This is a genomic window from Pseudorhodoplanes sp., assembly GCF_035565855.1.
Taxonomy (GTDB): Bacteria; Pseudomonadota; Alphaproteobacteria; order Rhizobiales; family Xanthobacteraceae; genus Pseudorhodoplanes.
Window position 1 is genome coordinate 1 of record NZ_DATMRX010000073.1, and the last position, 14,616, is coordinate 14,616.

Consider the following 14,616-nt stretch of genomic DNA (forward strand, 5'->3'; position numbering starts at 1 on the left):
CGGCCTTCAGCCCGGCCGCCTCGATCCCGGCAATGGCGCAGATCTCGTCGTTGTCGGACGTATCGCCGGAAATCCCGACGGCACCGATGATGGTTCCGCCGGCTTCGCGGATCAGCACACCGCCGGGAACGGTCACGATGCGCCCGCCGCTGGCCGCAGCAAGCGTCGTGAAAAACATCGGCGTCTTCTCGGCGCGCTCGGCCAGCGTCCGCGAGCCGAAGCCCATGCCCAGCGCACCCCAGGCTTTGCCGAAGGCGATGTCGAACCGCAGGATGCCGGACTTGTCTTCGCGCTTGAAGGCTACGAGATGACCGCCGGCATCGAGAACCGCGACCGAGAGCGGCTGGAAATTCCTCTCGCGGCCGGTCTTCAGCGCCGTGTCCATAATGGTGGAAGCTTGCGCCAATGTGAGTGTTGTCATGTCGTCCCCCCCTTCAGGATTTCTGTCGGCGGGCCCAATACACCGCCTGCCCCGATCCGTCGCCTTGACCATAGCCCGCGGCACTGGCTTCGTCGAAACACGACAGGGTGCGTTCGATCAGCGGCAACTCAACACCAAGCGCCCGCCCTTGCGCGATCATGGTGCGGATGTCCTTGCGCGCATCGTCGAGATTGAACGTCACCGGGCCGAAATCGCCGCCACCGAGCCAGGCCGAGATATTGGGGCCGCGATTCTTCACCGCGGTCGGCGCGCCCGACGTATCGGCGATGATGTCCATCAGCCGCTGCGGCTCCAGTTTCAGATGGCGGCTGATCGCCAGAGCTTCGCCGAGCGCCTGCCAGTAGATCATCAGCGGCAGGTTGATGGCGAGCTTGATGCTGGCGCCGGCGCCGACATCGCCCACATGCTCGACGCGCCGGCACATCTGGTCGAGCAGCGGCTGGGCGCGCCCGACATCGGCCTCGGTTCCGCCGGCAAAGCCGAACAGCTTGCCCTGACGCGCCGGGCCCGTGGTGCCGCCGACGGGGCATTCGACGAAAGCCGCGCCCCTCGTGCGGACCTTCTCGGCGAGCGCGATTTCGGTCTGTGGCTGCACCGTGCTCATCTCGATGAAGAGCTTGCCGGTTACGTCTGCAGACAGAAGGCCTGACGTACCGCCATAGACAGCGTCGATTGCGGCGGCGTCGGTCAGGATCGTGATGATGACGTCGGCTTGCGCGGCAAGCTCGGCAGGCGAAGCCGCGACCTTCGCCCCTGCATCCGCCAGCGCCTTTGCCTTGTCCGCGGACCGATTCCAGACGATCAGCTCATGCCCGCATTCCATCAATCGTGCGGCAATGGCGGCGCCCATCTTGCCCAACCCGGCCAATCCGACACGCATGCACTCTCCTCCCGATGCCCACTGATGGAGCCTTCAGACATTGTCGCGCGTTCGTATCGCGTTGGCAAAAGCCGGTGCAATTTTGCGATTGTGGAACATCGTGAAATTTTCACGGGTGAAATATCGTGCATGCAAGCCGCTACCCGGACACCGAAGCGGCAAGTCCTGTCATGAGGCCCTGTCATGACGTCCTGTCATTTTCCTCCCGCGATCAAAATCAAGGCATCCGCGAACGCAGAACGCTGGACGCAGAGCCGCAAAGGCGCGCTATAGTCTGCGGGACGGCCAAACCAACAAGACGCTGAAAGCGTCGCGCCGCACGAGGAAACGTCAATCAGGCGCTGCACCGCATGACATGCGGCAGGCGTCCCAATAAGGGAGGTTCAAGTGAAGATCACGCGCCGCACCGCCATCAAGAGTGTTCTCGCTGCGGGCGTCAGCTCGCAGGTGATGAAGATACCCGCGGCCGTCGCGCAGGCGGCTCCGATCCAGGTCGGCTTTCTCACCGTCAAGACCGGCCCCCTTGCATCCGGCGGCATCCAGATGGAGCAGGGCCTGACGGTCTTCTTCAAGCAGCGGAACTTCGAACTCGCCGGCCGCAAGGTCGAGCTTCATACCGCGGATACCGCCGGCAACCCGGCGCAGACCCGCACCAAGACGCAGGAACTCGTCGAGCGCTTCAAGGTCAATTGTCTGATCGGTCCGCTCGCCGCCTTCGAAGCCCTGGCAATCGACGATTATATCCGCTCGACGCAAACACCGATCCTTACCGTCGCCGGCGCGGAGGACATGACACAGCGCAAGGCCAATCCGTGGCTGGTGCGTCCGAGTTCGACATCGGCACAGCCGAGCCATCCGGTCGGCGACTATGCCGCCAAAGAGCTGAAACTGAAGCGGGTCGCCGCGATTGCGGACGATTTCGCCTTCGGCCACGAGAATGTCGGCGGCTTCCTGCGCGCGTTCGAAGACGCCGGCGGCAAGGTGGTGCAGAAGCTGTTCACGCCACTGAACGCGCCGGATTACGGCACTTACATTTCGCAGCTCAAGCCCGATCTGGACGGAGTCTATACCGGTCACGCCGGCTCGAACGGCTTCAAGTTCATCAAGCAGCTGCGCGAATACGGCAACACGTCGCAGATCCTCGGCGGCTTCACCCCCGTCGATGAATCGTTGCTGCAGCAGATGGGCGACGACGCACTCGGCGCGATCACCGGCAACTGGTATTCGGCCGTGCTGGATAACCCGATCAACAAGCGCTTCGTTGCCGACATCCAGAAGGACTACAAGGTCGATCCCGGCGTCTATGCCGCGGAGACCTATCTCAGCGGCGAGGTGCTGGAACAGGCGCTCAAGGACGTCAAAGGCAATATCGAGGACAAGAACGCCTTCATGAAGGCGCTCAAGGGCGTCAACATGAAGGAATCGCTACGCGGCCCGATGCGTTTCGACGAATACGGCAACGTCGTCGGCAATCTCTATATCCGCAAGGTGGAGCGCAGAAACGGCAAGCTCGTCAACGCCGTGGTGAAGACCTATCCGGATGTGAGCCAGTTCTGGACCTACAAGCCGGAGGAATTCCTCAAGCAGCCGGTCTATTCGCGCGACTATCCGCCGGCGAAGAATCTGGAGCCGTGATCTCTTCCCTCTCCCCGCTTCAGCGGGGAGAGGGTGGCGAGCACCCGAAAGGTGCGAGCCGGGTGAGGGGCTTCTCCGAGACTTGCGTTGAGGCGCCTCCCCCCTCACCCGCCCGCCTGCGGCGGGCGACCTCTCCCCGCAAGCGGGGAGAGGTATGTGGCGGCACCAGGACACAATTACGCATGCAATTCTGGATCATTCAAACGCTGAACTCCGTCGCGTTCGGCGGCCTTCTGTTCCTGTTATCGTCCGGCTTCTCCCTGATCTTCGGACTGATGCGCATCCCAAATCTGGCGCATGGCGCATTCTTCATGCTGGGCGCCTATTTCGGCTACACGCTGCTGTCGCTGAAATTCAATTTCTGGCTCGCCGCGATCGGCGCGGGGCTCGGCGTCGGTCTCGTCGGCATCATTCTCGAACGCTTCGTTCTCCGGCAATTGCCGGGCAATGCACAGGGCCAGGTGCTGGTGACGCTCGGGCTTTCCTTCATCGTCGCCGATCTGTGCCTTTTGGTCTGGACCGGCGACCCGATGCCGCTTCCGGCGCCTGCCGAATTACGGCCGCCGCTGCGTTATTTCGGCCTCGCCTTTCCGACCTACCGTCTCGTTGTGCTGGGGCTCGCGCTGGTCGCGGCAATCGGCCTCTATATCCTCATGGAGCGCACGCGCATCGGCGCGATGATCCGCGCCGGCGTCGACGACATGGAGATGGCGCGCGGCGTCGGCATTCCGGTCGGCCGTCTCTTCACCATGGTGTTCCTGCTCGGTGCAGCGCTCGCCGGCACCGGCGGCGTGCTCGGCGGGCCGATCCTGAACGCCTATCCCGGCCTCGATGCCGACATGCTGCCGCTGGCGCTGATCGTGGTCATTCTGGGCGGCGCGGGCTCGTTGCTCGGCGCCTTTGTCGGCAGCTTCGTCGTCGGCTTTCTCTACAATTTCGGCATCGCGCTGGTGCCGGACCTTGCCTATTTCGTGCTGTTCCTGCCGATGGTGCTGGTCCTCGTCTTCCTGCCGCAAGGCCTGTTCGGGCGGGTGCAGCTGTGAACCGCGGCAACCTCATCGCCCTTGCCATCGCCATCGTGCTGCTGCTGGCGCTGCCGCGCATCATCACGCACGAATTCTACATCAACATGGCGAGCCAGTGCCTGATCTTCGCGATCCTCGCGCTCAGCATCAACCTGATGCTCGGCTTCGGCGGCATGGTTTCGCTCGGCCATGCCGCCTATATCGGTGTCGCCGGCTATACCTGCATATTGCTGACCGTCGCGGGCTATCATCCGCTGATCGCGGCGATCGCGGCGCTGGCGCTCTCCACCGCAAGCGCCGCCCTGTTCGGCATGCTGTCGCTGCGCGCGCCCGGTCTCGGATTCCTGATGATCACGCTCGCGCTCGGCCAGATCGTCTGGGGCATCGCCTATCGCGCCAACACGCTGACCGGCGGCGACAACGGCATCAGCCTGCCGGCGCGGCCGCAGCCCTTCGGCTTCGACATCACCACGGCAACCTCCTTCTATTACTTCACGCTGATCGTGTTCGCGGCCGCCTTCTTCGCGATGTGGCGCTTTTCCCGCTCGCCGTTCGGCGCGAGCCTGATGGGCACGCGCGATCAGCCGCGGCGCATGCGCATGCTCGGCCACAATGTCTGGATGGTGCAGTGGCTCACCTTCGTGATTGCCGGCTTCTGGGGTTCGGTCGGCGGATTGATGTTCGTCTATTACAATGTGTTCCTGTCGCCGCACGCGCTGACGCTGCAGCAATCTGCCGAAATCCTCCTGATGGCGATCCTCGGCGGCGCCTCCTCGCTGACCGGCCCGGTCGTCGGCGCCGTCATCATCACGCTGATCAAGAACGTCGTCTCGACCTATGTCGAGCGCTGGAACACGCTGCTCGGCGCCATCTTCATCTGCGTCATCATCTTCATGCCGCTTGGCCTTGTGCCGGGCTTCCGCGCGCTGTGGCTGCGCTTGCGAAACCGCAACAAGCCGAAGGCGGCTGCGCCCGCGACGGAGCCCGCCGAATGACACCCGCGCTCGCGATCGAGGGACTGAACAAGCGGTTCGGCGGTCTGCCGGCGACGCGCGATGTCTCGCTCACGGTGATGCCAGGCGAGCGGCGGCTGATCATCGGCCCGAACGGCGCGGGCAAGACCACGCTGTTCAATCTCATCACCGGCGACCTCACCGCCGATACCGGCTCGGTGAAGCTGTTCGGCAACGAGCTTGTCGGAATGCCGACCGAGAGACGCGTGCATCTCGGTCTCGCCCGCACCTATCAGATCCTCACGCTGTTTCCGAAGGAAACGCTGCTGCACAACGTCAAGCTCGCCCTGCTGGGTCTCGATCCGGTGCGCTGGAATCCGTGGACGGCGCTGTCGGCGCGGACCGCGATGAACGAGGCGGCGCATGCGGCGCTGGCGCAGGTCGGGCTCGGCGGCAGCGCCGACCGCATCGTCGCCGAAACCTCCTATGGCGAACGGCGGCGTCTCGAATTCGCAATGGCGCTGGCGCAGAAGCCGAAAGTGCTGCTGCTCGACGAACCGCTGGCCGGGCTGTCGCAGGAGGAACGCAAGACATTGAGCGCGCTGCTCAGGACTATTCCGCGCGACGTCACCATCGTGATGATCGAGCATGACATGGACACCGCGCTGGAATTCGCCGAGCGCATCACGCTCCTGCATTACGGGCAGGTGATCGTCGAAGGCAGCCGCGCCGAAGTGGTGGCCGATCCTCGCACGCGGGAGGTCTACCTTGGCGACTAGTCAGCCGTCCGAAGCGCTCGCGATCTCCAACGTCGACGCCTATTACGGCGACAGCCACGTCCTGCATGGCGTCGGCTTCACGCTGCGCGAAGGCCATCTGCTCGGACTGCTCGGCCGCAACGGGGCCGGCAAGACCACATGCATGTCGGCGATCATGGGCTTCCTGAAGCCGCGGCGCGGCAGCATCAGCCTGTTCGGCGAACCGATCGCGGGGCTCGCGCCCGACACCATCGCGCATCGCGGCATCGGTCTCGTGCCGCAGGGCCGCCGCGTGTTCCGATCGCTCACGGTGCGCGAAAATCTGAGCGTCGCCGAGCAGCGCCGCAAGCGCAGCGACAATCGCCCGGCCTGGACCTTCGAGCGCGTCTATGCGCTGTTTCCGCGGCTGAAGGAGCGCGAGCAACAGCTCGCCGGCTCCCTGTCCGGCGGCGAGCAGCAGATGCTCGCGATTGCCCGCGCCCTGATGGGCAACCCCCGCGTGCTGCTGATGGACGAGCCGTCCGAGGGACTTGCACCGCAGCTTGTCGCCGAAGTCGGGCGCACCATCGCCCAGCTCAAGGCGGAGGGACAATCCATCGTTCTGGTCGAGCAGAATATCAAGCTGACGCTCGATCTCGCGGACGACGTGGTGATCATCAATACCGGCCGGATCGCCTTCAACGGGTCCGCCGATCAGGTGAAGGGCGATCATGCGCTGATCGCACAGCAACTCGGGGTGTTTTGATGGTAGCACGCCCACGCGGCGCCCCGCCGGATCAAATAGCAGCAAAAGCGAATAACAGGACCCGTTCATGACTGCCTGGAACAAGTACGAGCCCACCGCCGCCCGCAAACACGGCAAACCGGGCCGCGAGATCAGACCGCAGAGCGTCACCATCGACGTTCATTCGCATGTCGCGGTGCCCGCAGCCGGCGCTTACGTCGCGCAGAATGCGCCCTCAGGTCCCGGCCTCCACAGCTTTCAGTCGCCGGAGACTGCGGCGGTCAACGCCAAGCAGGAAGCGGACATGAAGCACCGCATCGTGGAGTTCGAACCCCGGCTCCGCAATCTCGACGCCATGGGCGTCGACATGCAGGTGATCAAGCCGCCGCCCGGCCAGTGCTATTACACGCTGCCGGTCGAGATCGCCGTAAAGGCCGCGCAGATCGTCAATGACGGCATCGCCGAATATTGCGCGAAGAAGCCGGACCGCCTGATCCCATTCGGGACCGTGCCGCTACCCTATGGCGACGAGGCGGCGAAAGAACTGGAGCGGATCGCGAAGCTCGGCTTCAAGGGCGTGCAGATCCTCACCAATATCGATGGCAAGGAATTGTCCGATCCGGTCGCGGCGCCGTTCTGGAAGAAGGCGGAGGAGCTCGGCCTCCTCGTCGTCATTCATCCGAACGGCTTCACCCATGGCGAGCGCTTCAAGCGCTTCTATTTCAACAACGTCATCGGCAATCCGCTCGAGACCACAATCGCCCTGCATTTCCTGATCTTCGACGGCGTGCTCGAACGCCATCCGAACCTGAAGCTCCTGGCGGTGCATGGCGGCGGCTATCTCGGCGGCTATTACGGCCGCATCGATCACGTCTGGGGTGCGCGGTCCGATGGACATGCCGACCTGCCGAAACCGCCGACGAGCTATCTGCGCCAGATCTATGTGGACACCGTGGTGTTCTCCGAAGGCCAGCTCAAGGCGCTGGTCGAGACGTTCGGCGCCGACCATGTGCTGATGGGAACCGATTACCCCTTCGATATGGCGGACTACGACCCGGTCGGCCATGTCGCTTCCAATCCGGCTTTCGACTCTGCTACGGTGGGCAAGATAGTGGGCGGCAATACAAAGCGGCTGCTCGGGCTCTAGCAAGGCGACCCCGCGGTCTTCCGGCGCTAAGTCCTGGCCGCGGGGTTCTGGGGAATGAGCTGGATCGACAATTCACCGGTCAGCGTATGGGAACGCGACCAGGCCACGGCTTCGGCCGCGCCGGGCTTGCCGGTCGCGGAGCCGGCGACGTTTCGCGAGGCGATGAGCCGGCTCGGCGCCGCCGTCCACATCATCACGACATCGGGCCCGGCCGGGCGCGCCGGCTTCACCGCGACCGCGGTGGCCTCGGTGTCGGACTCGCCGCCGACCGTGCTCGTCTGCCTCAACCGCAAGAGCCAGATCACACCGGTCATGCGTGAGAACCAGGTGTTCTGCGTGAACACGCTCGCTTCGAGCGAGGAGGAATTGGCCAATGTCTTCGCCGGCCGTACCGGCGTGTTCATGGCCGAGCGCTTCATGCGTGGCGACTGGATCAAGCTGGAAACCGGCGCGCCGGTGCTCACGAACGCGATAGCGGCGCTCGATTGCCGCGTGCTGGAGATGAAATCGGTCGCCACCCACGACATCTATTTCGGGGAAGTGGCGGCGATCCGGCTCGCCAACGCCGAGAAGGCGCTGGTCTATCACGCGCGCGCCTACAAGCACGTGTGAGGCGTCTCCCCCGCGAAGGCCGGGGACCTATACGCTCATTGGTGGTTATGTGCCCCCGCCTTAGCGGGGGCGATCTCTCAAATATCCTGCGCGATCCATTCGCGCTGAACGTCGTCGCACCAGTTGCCGACATTCCACTGTCCGAAGGCGCCGAGCCCCGCAAGCTCGTCCGGCCCGGCATAGACCGGCACATGCACGACCGACAAACCGTCATGCGCGTAAGCCTCATCCAGCGCTGCGCGCAGTTCATCCGCGCTGGTGCCCCCGTGCAGCGCGCGCACGCCCTTCACCGCCCCGGCCAGCTGCACGTAATCGACCGGCACGGAATCGCTGGTGCGGAATTCCTTGCCATATTGCGCGAGCTGCAGGCCGGTGATCGCGGCCATGCGCCGGTTGTCGAAGATCACGATCATGCCGCGCAGCTTGTGCTCGACCGCATCGATCAGCACCTGCGGGTTCATCATGAAGGAGCCATCGCCGGTAAAGGCGATGCCGTAGCGCGGCTTGTCGGCGATCGCCGATGCGAGCAAGGCGCTGACAGCGAAGCCCATATAGGAGGCGCCGGATTCCGTGAACGTATCGCCGGTCCGGTCGTCTTCCACGATCTGGAAGCCGTTCGCCTGCACGTCTCCGGCATCGAAGAATTTCGCCGCATCGCGCGCCTTGGCGAAATCCGCGACCACCTTGATCGCCGCCGGCTGGTACAGCACCGCACGCTGCCACGCGGCATCCTGCGCGGGCGGCGCATCGAAGCGCGCCTGTTTGAATGCGGCCCATTCCGCCTTCTTCGCCGCGCATGCCTTCAGCCATTCGGCCTTGTTCGCACTCGCGCCGGTCAGATGCACGCAGAGCCTTTCGATGACCGCACCGATGTCGCCGGGCAGCGCCGTCGTGTTGTTGTAATGCAATGCGTCGGCCATATCGCCGTTGATGTTGATGACCTGTTTCGCGGACTTGTATCCGATGCCCGAGCAATCGGCCTGACAGACCGCACGCGATCCGATCACGATGACCAGCTCAGCATTGGCCATGGCGAAGTTGCCGCTGATCGAGCCTTTCGAGCCGCCGACATGCATGTTTTGCGGATGCGCGTCCGGCAGGACGCCGGTCGAGCCGGGCGACAGCACGACGGCAGCACCCGACATTTCCGCAAGGCGCCGCACTGCGGCGTCATGGCCCCGCGTGCCGCCGCCGGCCTTGATCGTCACGCTCCGCGCCTGTGCAATCAGCCGCGCCGCTTTTGTGTAGGCCTTGTCGTCGACCGTTGCGAGCTGCGGCAGGTCGGGCCGGTCGGGCAGCGCGGCAATATTCACGGTGACGCGCTGCGGCTGCGTGTTGAGCGGCAACAGCAGATAGAACGGACCCGCGCGATAGGGATGATTGACCTGGAGCGAGCCGCGGCGCAGCGCGTCGCGCAGGGCTTCCGGCGTGTGCAGTACATAGGAGCCGCCCATCAGCGCGGTCATGCGGCCGAACAGGCCCTGCTCCTCCTTCGGCACCTGCTGCATGTTGTAGCCTTCGCCGAACGTCGTCTCATCGCCATAGATGTGATAGACGCCGACGCCATTCGACGCTGCCGCGAGCGAACCGGCAAGAGCCTGCAGCGCGCCCGGCCCGATCGAGGTCACGACCGCGGGGATTTCGCCATATTGCCAGCGCAACGCCGTCGCGGCATGCGCCATCTCGACCTCGTTGCGGAAATTGAAGGTGCGGGTGACGCCCTCCTCTTCGTAGATGCGCAGCACCTCGCCGAGATCGGTCGAGCCGTGGCCGAAGATCGCGAGATATTTGCGGACATCCTGCTTCAGAAGGCCGAGCACGAGCGCTTCCGACAGCGTCGTTTCGACGAGCTTCGGCAGCGCGCCCCGGCGCAACGCCTCTGGAAGCGAACCCGCGTCCTGGATCGCGCGGGCACGGGCGCGCATTGCATCGCGCTGTTCGCCTTCGGAGGGACGTGTCAGCATGGCGTATTCCGCTTTCGCCTTTCGGGCATCAAACCAAATTACCGGGAACGTCTAGGGGCATGACCATTCCGGTGAGCCCATCCGGCTGCCGCAGCATCGTTGCGACAGCCGGATTTTCCTTGCATCGTTCAGTAAGGAATCAGCTCTTCGGCTGCGGCGCCGCAGCCTGAAGGATCGGCTTCCAGCGCACGATTTCCTCCTTCACCAGCTTGTCGAACTTGGCCGGGTTGCGCTCGGCCTTGACCGGGATCGAGCCGCCGAGATCGGTCAGGCGCTTGATGACGGTCGGATCATCGAGGGCCTTGTCGAGCGCTGCGGCGAGCTTGTCGATGGCTTCCTTCGGCGTTCCCTTCGGCGCGAAGATGCCGGACCAGATATTCATCTGATAATTGACGCCGCCATCCTTGGCCGGCGGCACCTGCGGAAGCGCCTCGATCTTGCTCGCGGCCGAAACGCCAAGCGCCTTCACCTTTCCGGAGCGCACCTGGCCCGCGACACTGACCGATTGCTCGCACAGGAAATCGACATGCCCGCCAAGCAGGTCGTTCATCGCAGGCCCCGTGCCCTTGTAGGCGACGAGCGTCGGCTTCAGGCCCGCCTCCGTGGTGAACAACAGACACGCCATGTGCGAGGACGAACCGACGCCGCCATGCGCCTGCTTCACCTTGTCGCCATTGGCCTTCACATACGCCACGAATTCCTTGAGATCCTTGGCCGGAAAATCGCCGCGCGTCACGATCACGGCAGGTGCGTCGGCGGTGATGCCGATCGGGATGAAATCGCGTTCGGAATCGTAACGGATATTCGGCGTCAGCACCGGCGCTGCAACATGCGATCCCATCGAGCCGGCGAGAAGCGTGTAGCCATCGGCATCGGCCGTCGCAACACGGCCGGAACCCAGCGTGCCGCCGGCCCCTCCGACATTCTCGATGACCATCGACTGCCCCAGATGCTTCGACATGCCCTCGACAACGATCCGCGCGACGACGTCGCTTGGTCCGCCGGCCGGGAACGGCACCACCACGGTGATCGGACGATGAGGATAGCCTTGGGCGAAAACAGCTGCGGGCAAAAGCAGCGCGGTGGCGAGCCCGAGCATGGCAGCGGAAGCGCGTCGTGATGTCATGTCTCTCCCTTTCATCGTTATGGTGCGGTCCTTTGTCAGACCTTCAGTTTTTGGCCGACGGCACCCTTCTCGATCATCCGATCGAGAAGCTCTCCGTCATGCGTGACCAAAATGTGGAGCGCGCTCTCTTCCGTCATCAGACGATTGAGCCAACGCAATTGCGCGAGAACGGCTGCGACATCCTCCTTTACCCACGGCGCCGCCTTGCCTTTCACATGACGAATGTTGGCTTCGTTCCAGGCGGCATCGATCGAGTGCAGGTATTCGCGTCCGTCCTGAAGACGGAGGTAAATCATCTGCATATCCGGCGAATGTCCGGGCGCCTTGATCAGCACCATGCCCGGCGCAACCGGATAATAGCGGCCATAACTCAGGCAGATGAATTGCTCGGCGCGCCGCTCCGGCAGTTTCAAGTGTGGCCGATGCGGCTGGTTCATCATCAGCGACAGCGTTTCCGCCGTTGCGACGGTCTTCTTTGCAAGCGTGCCGAAATCGTCAGCGGTCACCACGCCGCCGACATGGTCCGCATGATAATGCGTCAGCACGATCATGCGCGCGGAACCGAGCGCGCGCTTCACCTGCGCGAAGGCATCGTCATCGTAAGGCTCGCCCGCACCGAACGACTCGTGCGTCGCCCGGTCCATGCCGGCATCGATCATCACGGTGCCGTCCGGATAGACCACCTGATAGGCGGTGCGCGGCATCGTCACCGGCGTTTCATCGCCGCCCTCGATGACGAATTTCCGCGGACGGATCGAAGCGGCGAACCTCACCGCATTCAGCGCAATCGGCAGCGGACCGGGGACCAGGCCGGCAATCGCGCGGATCGCCGTGAGATCGGCTTCGAACGACTGCTCTGCCTGGACCGGACGGTCGAGCATTACTCCGCCGCCTCCGCGTGATTGCGCCATTCGCGCTCGCGGGCTTCCTTGTCCCGGATCGCCATCAGCACTTTTTCGGGTGTTGCAGGGAGCGAGGTGATGCGAACGCCGACCGCGTCATAGATCGCGTTCATCACCGCAGGAATGGTCGGCACCATGGCGGGCTCGCCGATGCCTTTCACGCCGAGCGGGCCGATCGGATCGGGATCTTCCACGATGATCGAGGTGACGTGCGGCACATCGAGCGAGGTCGGCAGGATGTATTTCGCAAAGCCCGGCGTCGTGGTGTGACCGTTCTCGAGCTTGTAATCCTCCATCAGCGCCTGACCGAGCGCCTGCACGATGCCGCCTTCGATCTGGCCTTCGACGCCTTTCGGATTGACGGCGCGGCCGACATCATGCGCGGCCCAGATGCCGAGCACCTGCACCTCGCCCGTGACGGTATCGACTTCGACCTCGGCCACCTGACAGCCGAACACATAGGCCTGCCACGGGCGGCCCGCGCCATCGACCGGATCGAGGCCCGTGGTGTCTGTACCGAAGCTCGCCGATCCGAGCGGCACCACGCCGCGGCCTTTCGCAAGATGCACCGCCTTGTCCATCGTGGTGCGATGGTTGGTGCCTTCGGCCCAGATTTCGCCGGACGCCGCGCAGATCGTATCCGGCGGCACGCTCCATTCGTTGGCCATGACCTGCGCCAGCCGCCCGAACGCTTCGCGCGAAGCCAGCGCAACGGCATTGCCGATCATGTAGGTCTGCCGCGTTGCGCCGGCATGCGCGGCTTCAGGCGAGCGCGCGGTGTCATTGTCGCCGATGGTGACGTCTTCGGGGCGCACGCCGAGTTCCTCGGCCGCGATCTGCGCCAGCACGGTGAGGATGCCCTCGCCGATCTCGGTGACGCCGGTGACGACCTTGGCGCTGCCGCCGTCGTCGATCTCGACCCACGCGCCGGCACGATCGACCGTCGCGGTGCGCGCGATCCCGTACCAGGCTCCAGCCATGCCGCGTCCGCGTTTGCGCGCCATCAGACAAGCACTCCAGCGTCAACTTCGCCCTCGTCCTGAGGAGCCCGCGAAGCGGGCGTCTCGAAGGACAAGGGCGGCCCCATCCTTCGTTCGTTTCCCTCCCCCCGCGAAGCGGTGGGGAGGGTCGATCGACTGAACGAAGTGAAGGAGATCGGGGTGGGGGGGATTTGGCGCAAAAGCGGAAGAAAGCGCCCCCACCCCCGACCCCTCCCCACCACTCGCTTCGCTCGCGGGGGGAGGGGAGAAGAGCTGCGCGGCCTCCTCAGGATGAGGCCGGGTGAGGTTCGCCTATGCGGCAAGAGAGCCATCACTCTGCCGCCTCGCGTGTCACGTCCGCCGAAAAGCGCGCGCCGAGACTGCACGACGCGCGCACGCCCTCGCCGCCGAGGTCGGAGCGGCTGTCGCCGCGCGATGTCGGCGCGCCTTTTTCCCAGCGGGACGCTTTCTCGGCCGCTTCAAGAACGCGCAGATAGCTCACCGATTTCAGCGTCTGCTTCGTATGCGTCTGCGCGCCATCGCGCATCGCATTGATGCGGCGGATCTCGAACGGATCGAGCCCGAGCCGCTCCGCACAAATGTCGAGATGCGACTCGGTTGCGAACTGCGTCTGCAGCGCACCGAAGGAGCGGAAGGCGCCGGACGGCGTGTTGTTGGTGTAAACGCCGTAGGTATCCATCTGCAGGTTCGGGATGTTGTACGGACCCGCGCCGAGGATCGCGGCCTTGCGCATCACGCCTTCGGTCGAAAGGCCATAGGCGCCGCCGTCGCATACCATCTTGAACGCCACCGCCTGGATGCGGCCGTCGCGTGTCAGGCCCATGCGCAGCGTGGTGCGCGAGGGATGGCGCTTGGCCGTGGTCGCAATCGATTCCTCGCGGGTGAACACAAGGCGCACCGGACGGTGCGTCTTCATCGCCATCAGGGCCAGCATGCCTTGATAGATCATGTCCTCCTTGCCGCCGAAGCCGCCACCGACCGGCGACATGATGAACCGCACCTTGCTGATCGGCTTTGCGATGATCTTCGCCAGCATGTGGCGATGGTGGGTGATGTTCTGGCTCGGCGAAACGATGGTCACGACGCCGTCGTGATCGACGTAGCCAAGCCCCGCCTCCGGCTCGAGATAGGCATGTTCAATGGCCTGCGTCTCGTAATCCTGCTCGACCACGAGATCGGACTGCGCGAAGCCCTTCTCGACGTCGCCTTTGCGGATCGGAATGTGCTTCGTCACATTGTCGGGCACGTAATCGTGGATGACCGGCGCGCCGGACTTCATCGCCTCGAACGGATCGAATACCGCGGGCAGCGGCTTGTACGCGACCTTGATCTTCGCCAGGGCGCGCCTCGCGGTGACGAGATCCTCCGCCGCGACGGCGGCGACCGCCTCCCCGACATAACGCACCTTGCCGCGCGCCATCACCGGCTGATCGTGAACGAACACGCC

The 14,616-nt window shown here is 64.4% G+C and carries 14 protein-coding genes; 7 read left to right on the plus strand and 7 right to left on the minus strand.

Features of this window, described 5'->3' with window-relative positions:
* Together VN004_RS04130 and VN004_RS04135 are read right to left on the minus strand one after the other, a co-directional pair.
* A partial coding sequence (locus VN004_RS04130; protein WP_325607302.1) for a heme-binding protein occupies positions 1–421 on the minus strand: 421 nt, incomplete at its 3' end.
* 13 nt (positions 422–434) lie between these two features.
* Positions 435–1,322: an NAD(P)-dependent oxidoreductase gene (locus VN004_RS04135; RefSeq protein ID WP_325607303.1), complete on the minus strand. Its 888-nt coding sequence runs from the start codon at positions 1,320–1,322 to the stop codon at positions 435–437.
* Between the two features lie 387 nt (positions 1,323–1,709).
* Here VN004_RS04135 and VN004_RS04140 point away from each other — a divergent pair, with 387 nt between their 5' ends.
* The 7 genes from VN004_RS04140 (at position 1,710) to VN004_RS04170 (ending at position 8,176) form a co-directional block, all read left to right on the plus strand.
* Positions 1,710–2,957, plus strand: coding sequence for an ABC transporter substrate-binding protein (locus tag VN004_RS04140; RefSeq protein WP_325607305.1), 1,248 nt, complete (start codon positions 1,710–1,712; stop codon positions 2,955–2,957).
* A 182-nt stretch (positions 2,958–3,139) separates the two neighbouring features.
* On the plus strand, positions 3,140–4,000 hold the full coding sequence (locus VN004_RS04145) for a branched-chain amino acid ABC transporter permease (protein WP_325607307.1): 861 nt from the start codon (positions 3,140–3,142) through the stop codon (positions 3,998–4,000).
* Positions 3,997–4,977 (plus strand): branched-chain amino acid ABC transporter permease, encoded by a 981-nt coding sequence (locus tag VN004_RS04150; protein ID WP_325607309.1) that lies wholly within the window; start codon positions 3,997–3,999, stop codon positions 4,975–4,977. The genes VN004_RS04145 and VN004_RS04150 overlap by 4 nt, the downstream gene beginning before the upstream one ends.
* A complete protein-coding gene (locus tag VN004_RS04155) occupies positions 4,974–5,714 on the plus strand; it encodes an ABC transporter ATP-binding protein (RefSeq protein WP_325607311.1) in 741 nt (246 codons plus the stop codon). Before VN004_RS04150 ends, VN004_RS04155 begins: the two co-directional genes overlap by 4 nt.
* On the plus strand, positions 5,704–6,438 hold the full coding sequence (locus tag VN004_RS04160; RefSeq protein WP_325607313.1) for an ABC transporter ATP-binding protein: 735 nt from the start codon (positions 5,704–5,706) through the stop codon (positions 6,436–6,438). Before VN004_RS04155 ends, VN004_RS04160 begins: the two co-directional genes overlap by 11 nt.
* A gap of 67 nt (positions 6,439–6,505) precedes the next feature.
* Positions 6,506–7,564: an amidohydrolase family protein gene (locus VN004_RS04165; RefSeq protein ID WP_325607315.1), complete on the plus strand. Its 1,059-nt coding sequence runs from the start codon at positions 6,506–6,508 to the stop codon at positions 7,562–7,564.
* A 54-nt stretch (positions 7,565–7,618) separates the two neighbouring features.
* Positions 7,619–8,176 carry a flavin reductase gene (locus VN004_RS04170; RefSeq protein WP_325607317.1) on the plus strand — a complete coding sequence of 186 codons (558 nt, stop codon included), beginning with the start codon at positions 7,619–7,621 and terminating at the stop codon, positions 8,174–8,176.
* Positions 8,177–8,253: 77 nt separating this feature from the next.
* Here the strand turns inward: VN004_RS04170 and VN004_RS04175 are convergent, their stop codons facing one another.
* From VN004_RS04175 to VN004_RS04195, 5 genes are all read right to left on the minus strand, one after another.
* A complete protein-coding gene (locus VN004_RS04175) occupies positions 8,254–10,140 on the minus strand; it encodes a thiamine pyrophosphate-dependent enzyme (RefSeq protein ID WP_325607319.1) in 1,887 nt (628 codons plus the stop codon).
* A gap of 139 nt (positions 10,141–10,279) precedes the next feature.
* Positions 10,280–11,266, minus strand: a complete 987-nt coding sequence (locus tag VN004_RS04180; RefSeq protein ID WP_325607321.1) for a tripartite tricarboxylate transporter substrate-binding protein — start codon at positions 11,264–11,266, stop codon at positions 10,280–10,282.
* Between the two features lie 35 nt (positions 11,267–11,301).
* Entirely contained in the window at positions 11,302–12,147 is an 846-nt protein-coding gene (locus tag VN004_RS04185) for an MBL fold metallo-hydrolase (RefSeq protein ID WP_325607322.1), read from the minus strand.
* Positions 12,147–13,172 (minus strand): xanthine dehydrogenase family protein molybdopterin-binding subunit, encoded by a 1,026-nt coding sequence (locus tag VN004_RS04190; RefSeq protein ID WP_325607323.1) that lies wholly within the window; start codon positions 13,170–13,172, stop codon positions 12,147–12,149. The genes VN004_RS04185 and VN004_RS04190 overlap by 1 nt, the downstream gene beginning before the upstream one ends.
* A gap of 307 nt (positions 13,173–13,479) precedes the next feature.
* A partial coding sequence (locus tag VN004_RS04195; protein WP_325607325.1) for a xanthine dehydrogenase family protein molybdopterin-binding subunit occupies positions 13,480–14,616 on the minus strand: 1,137 nt, incomplete at its 5' end.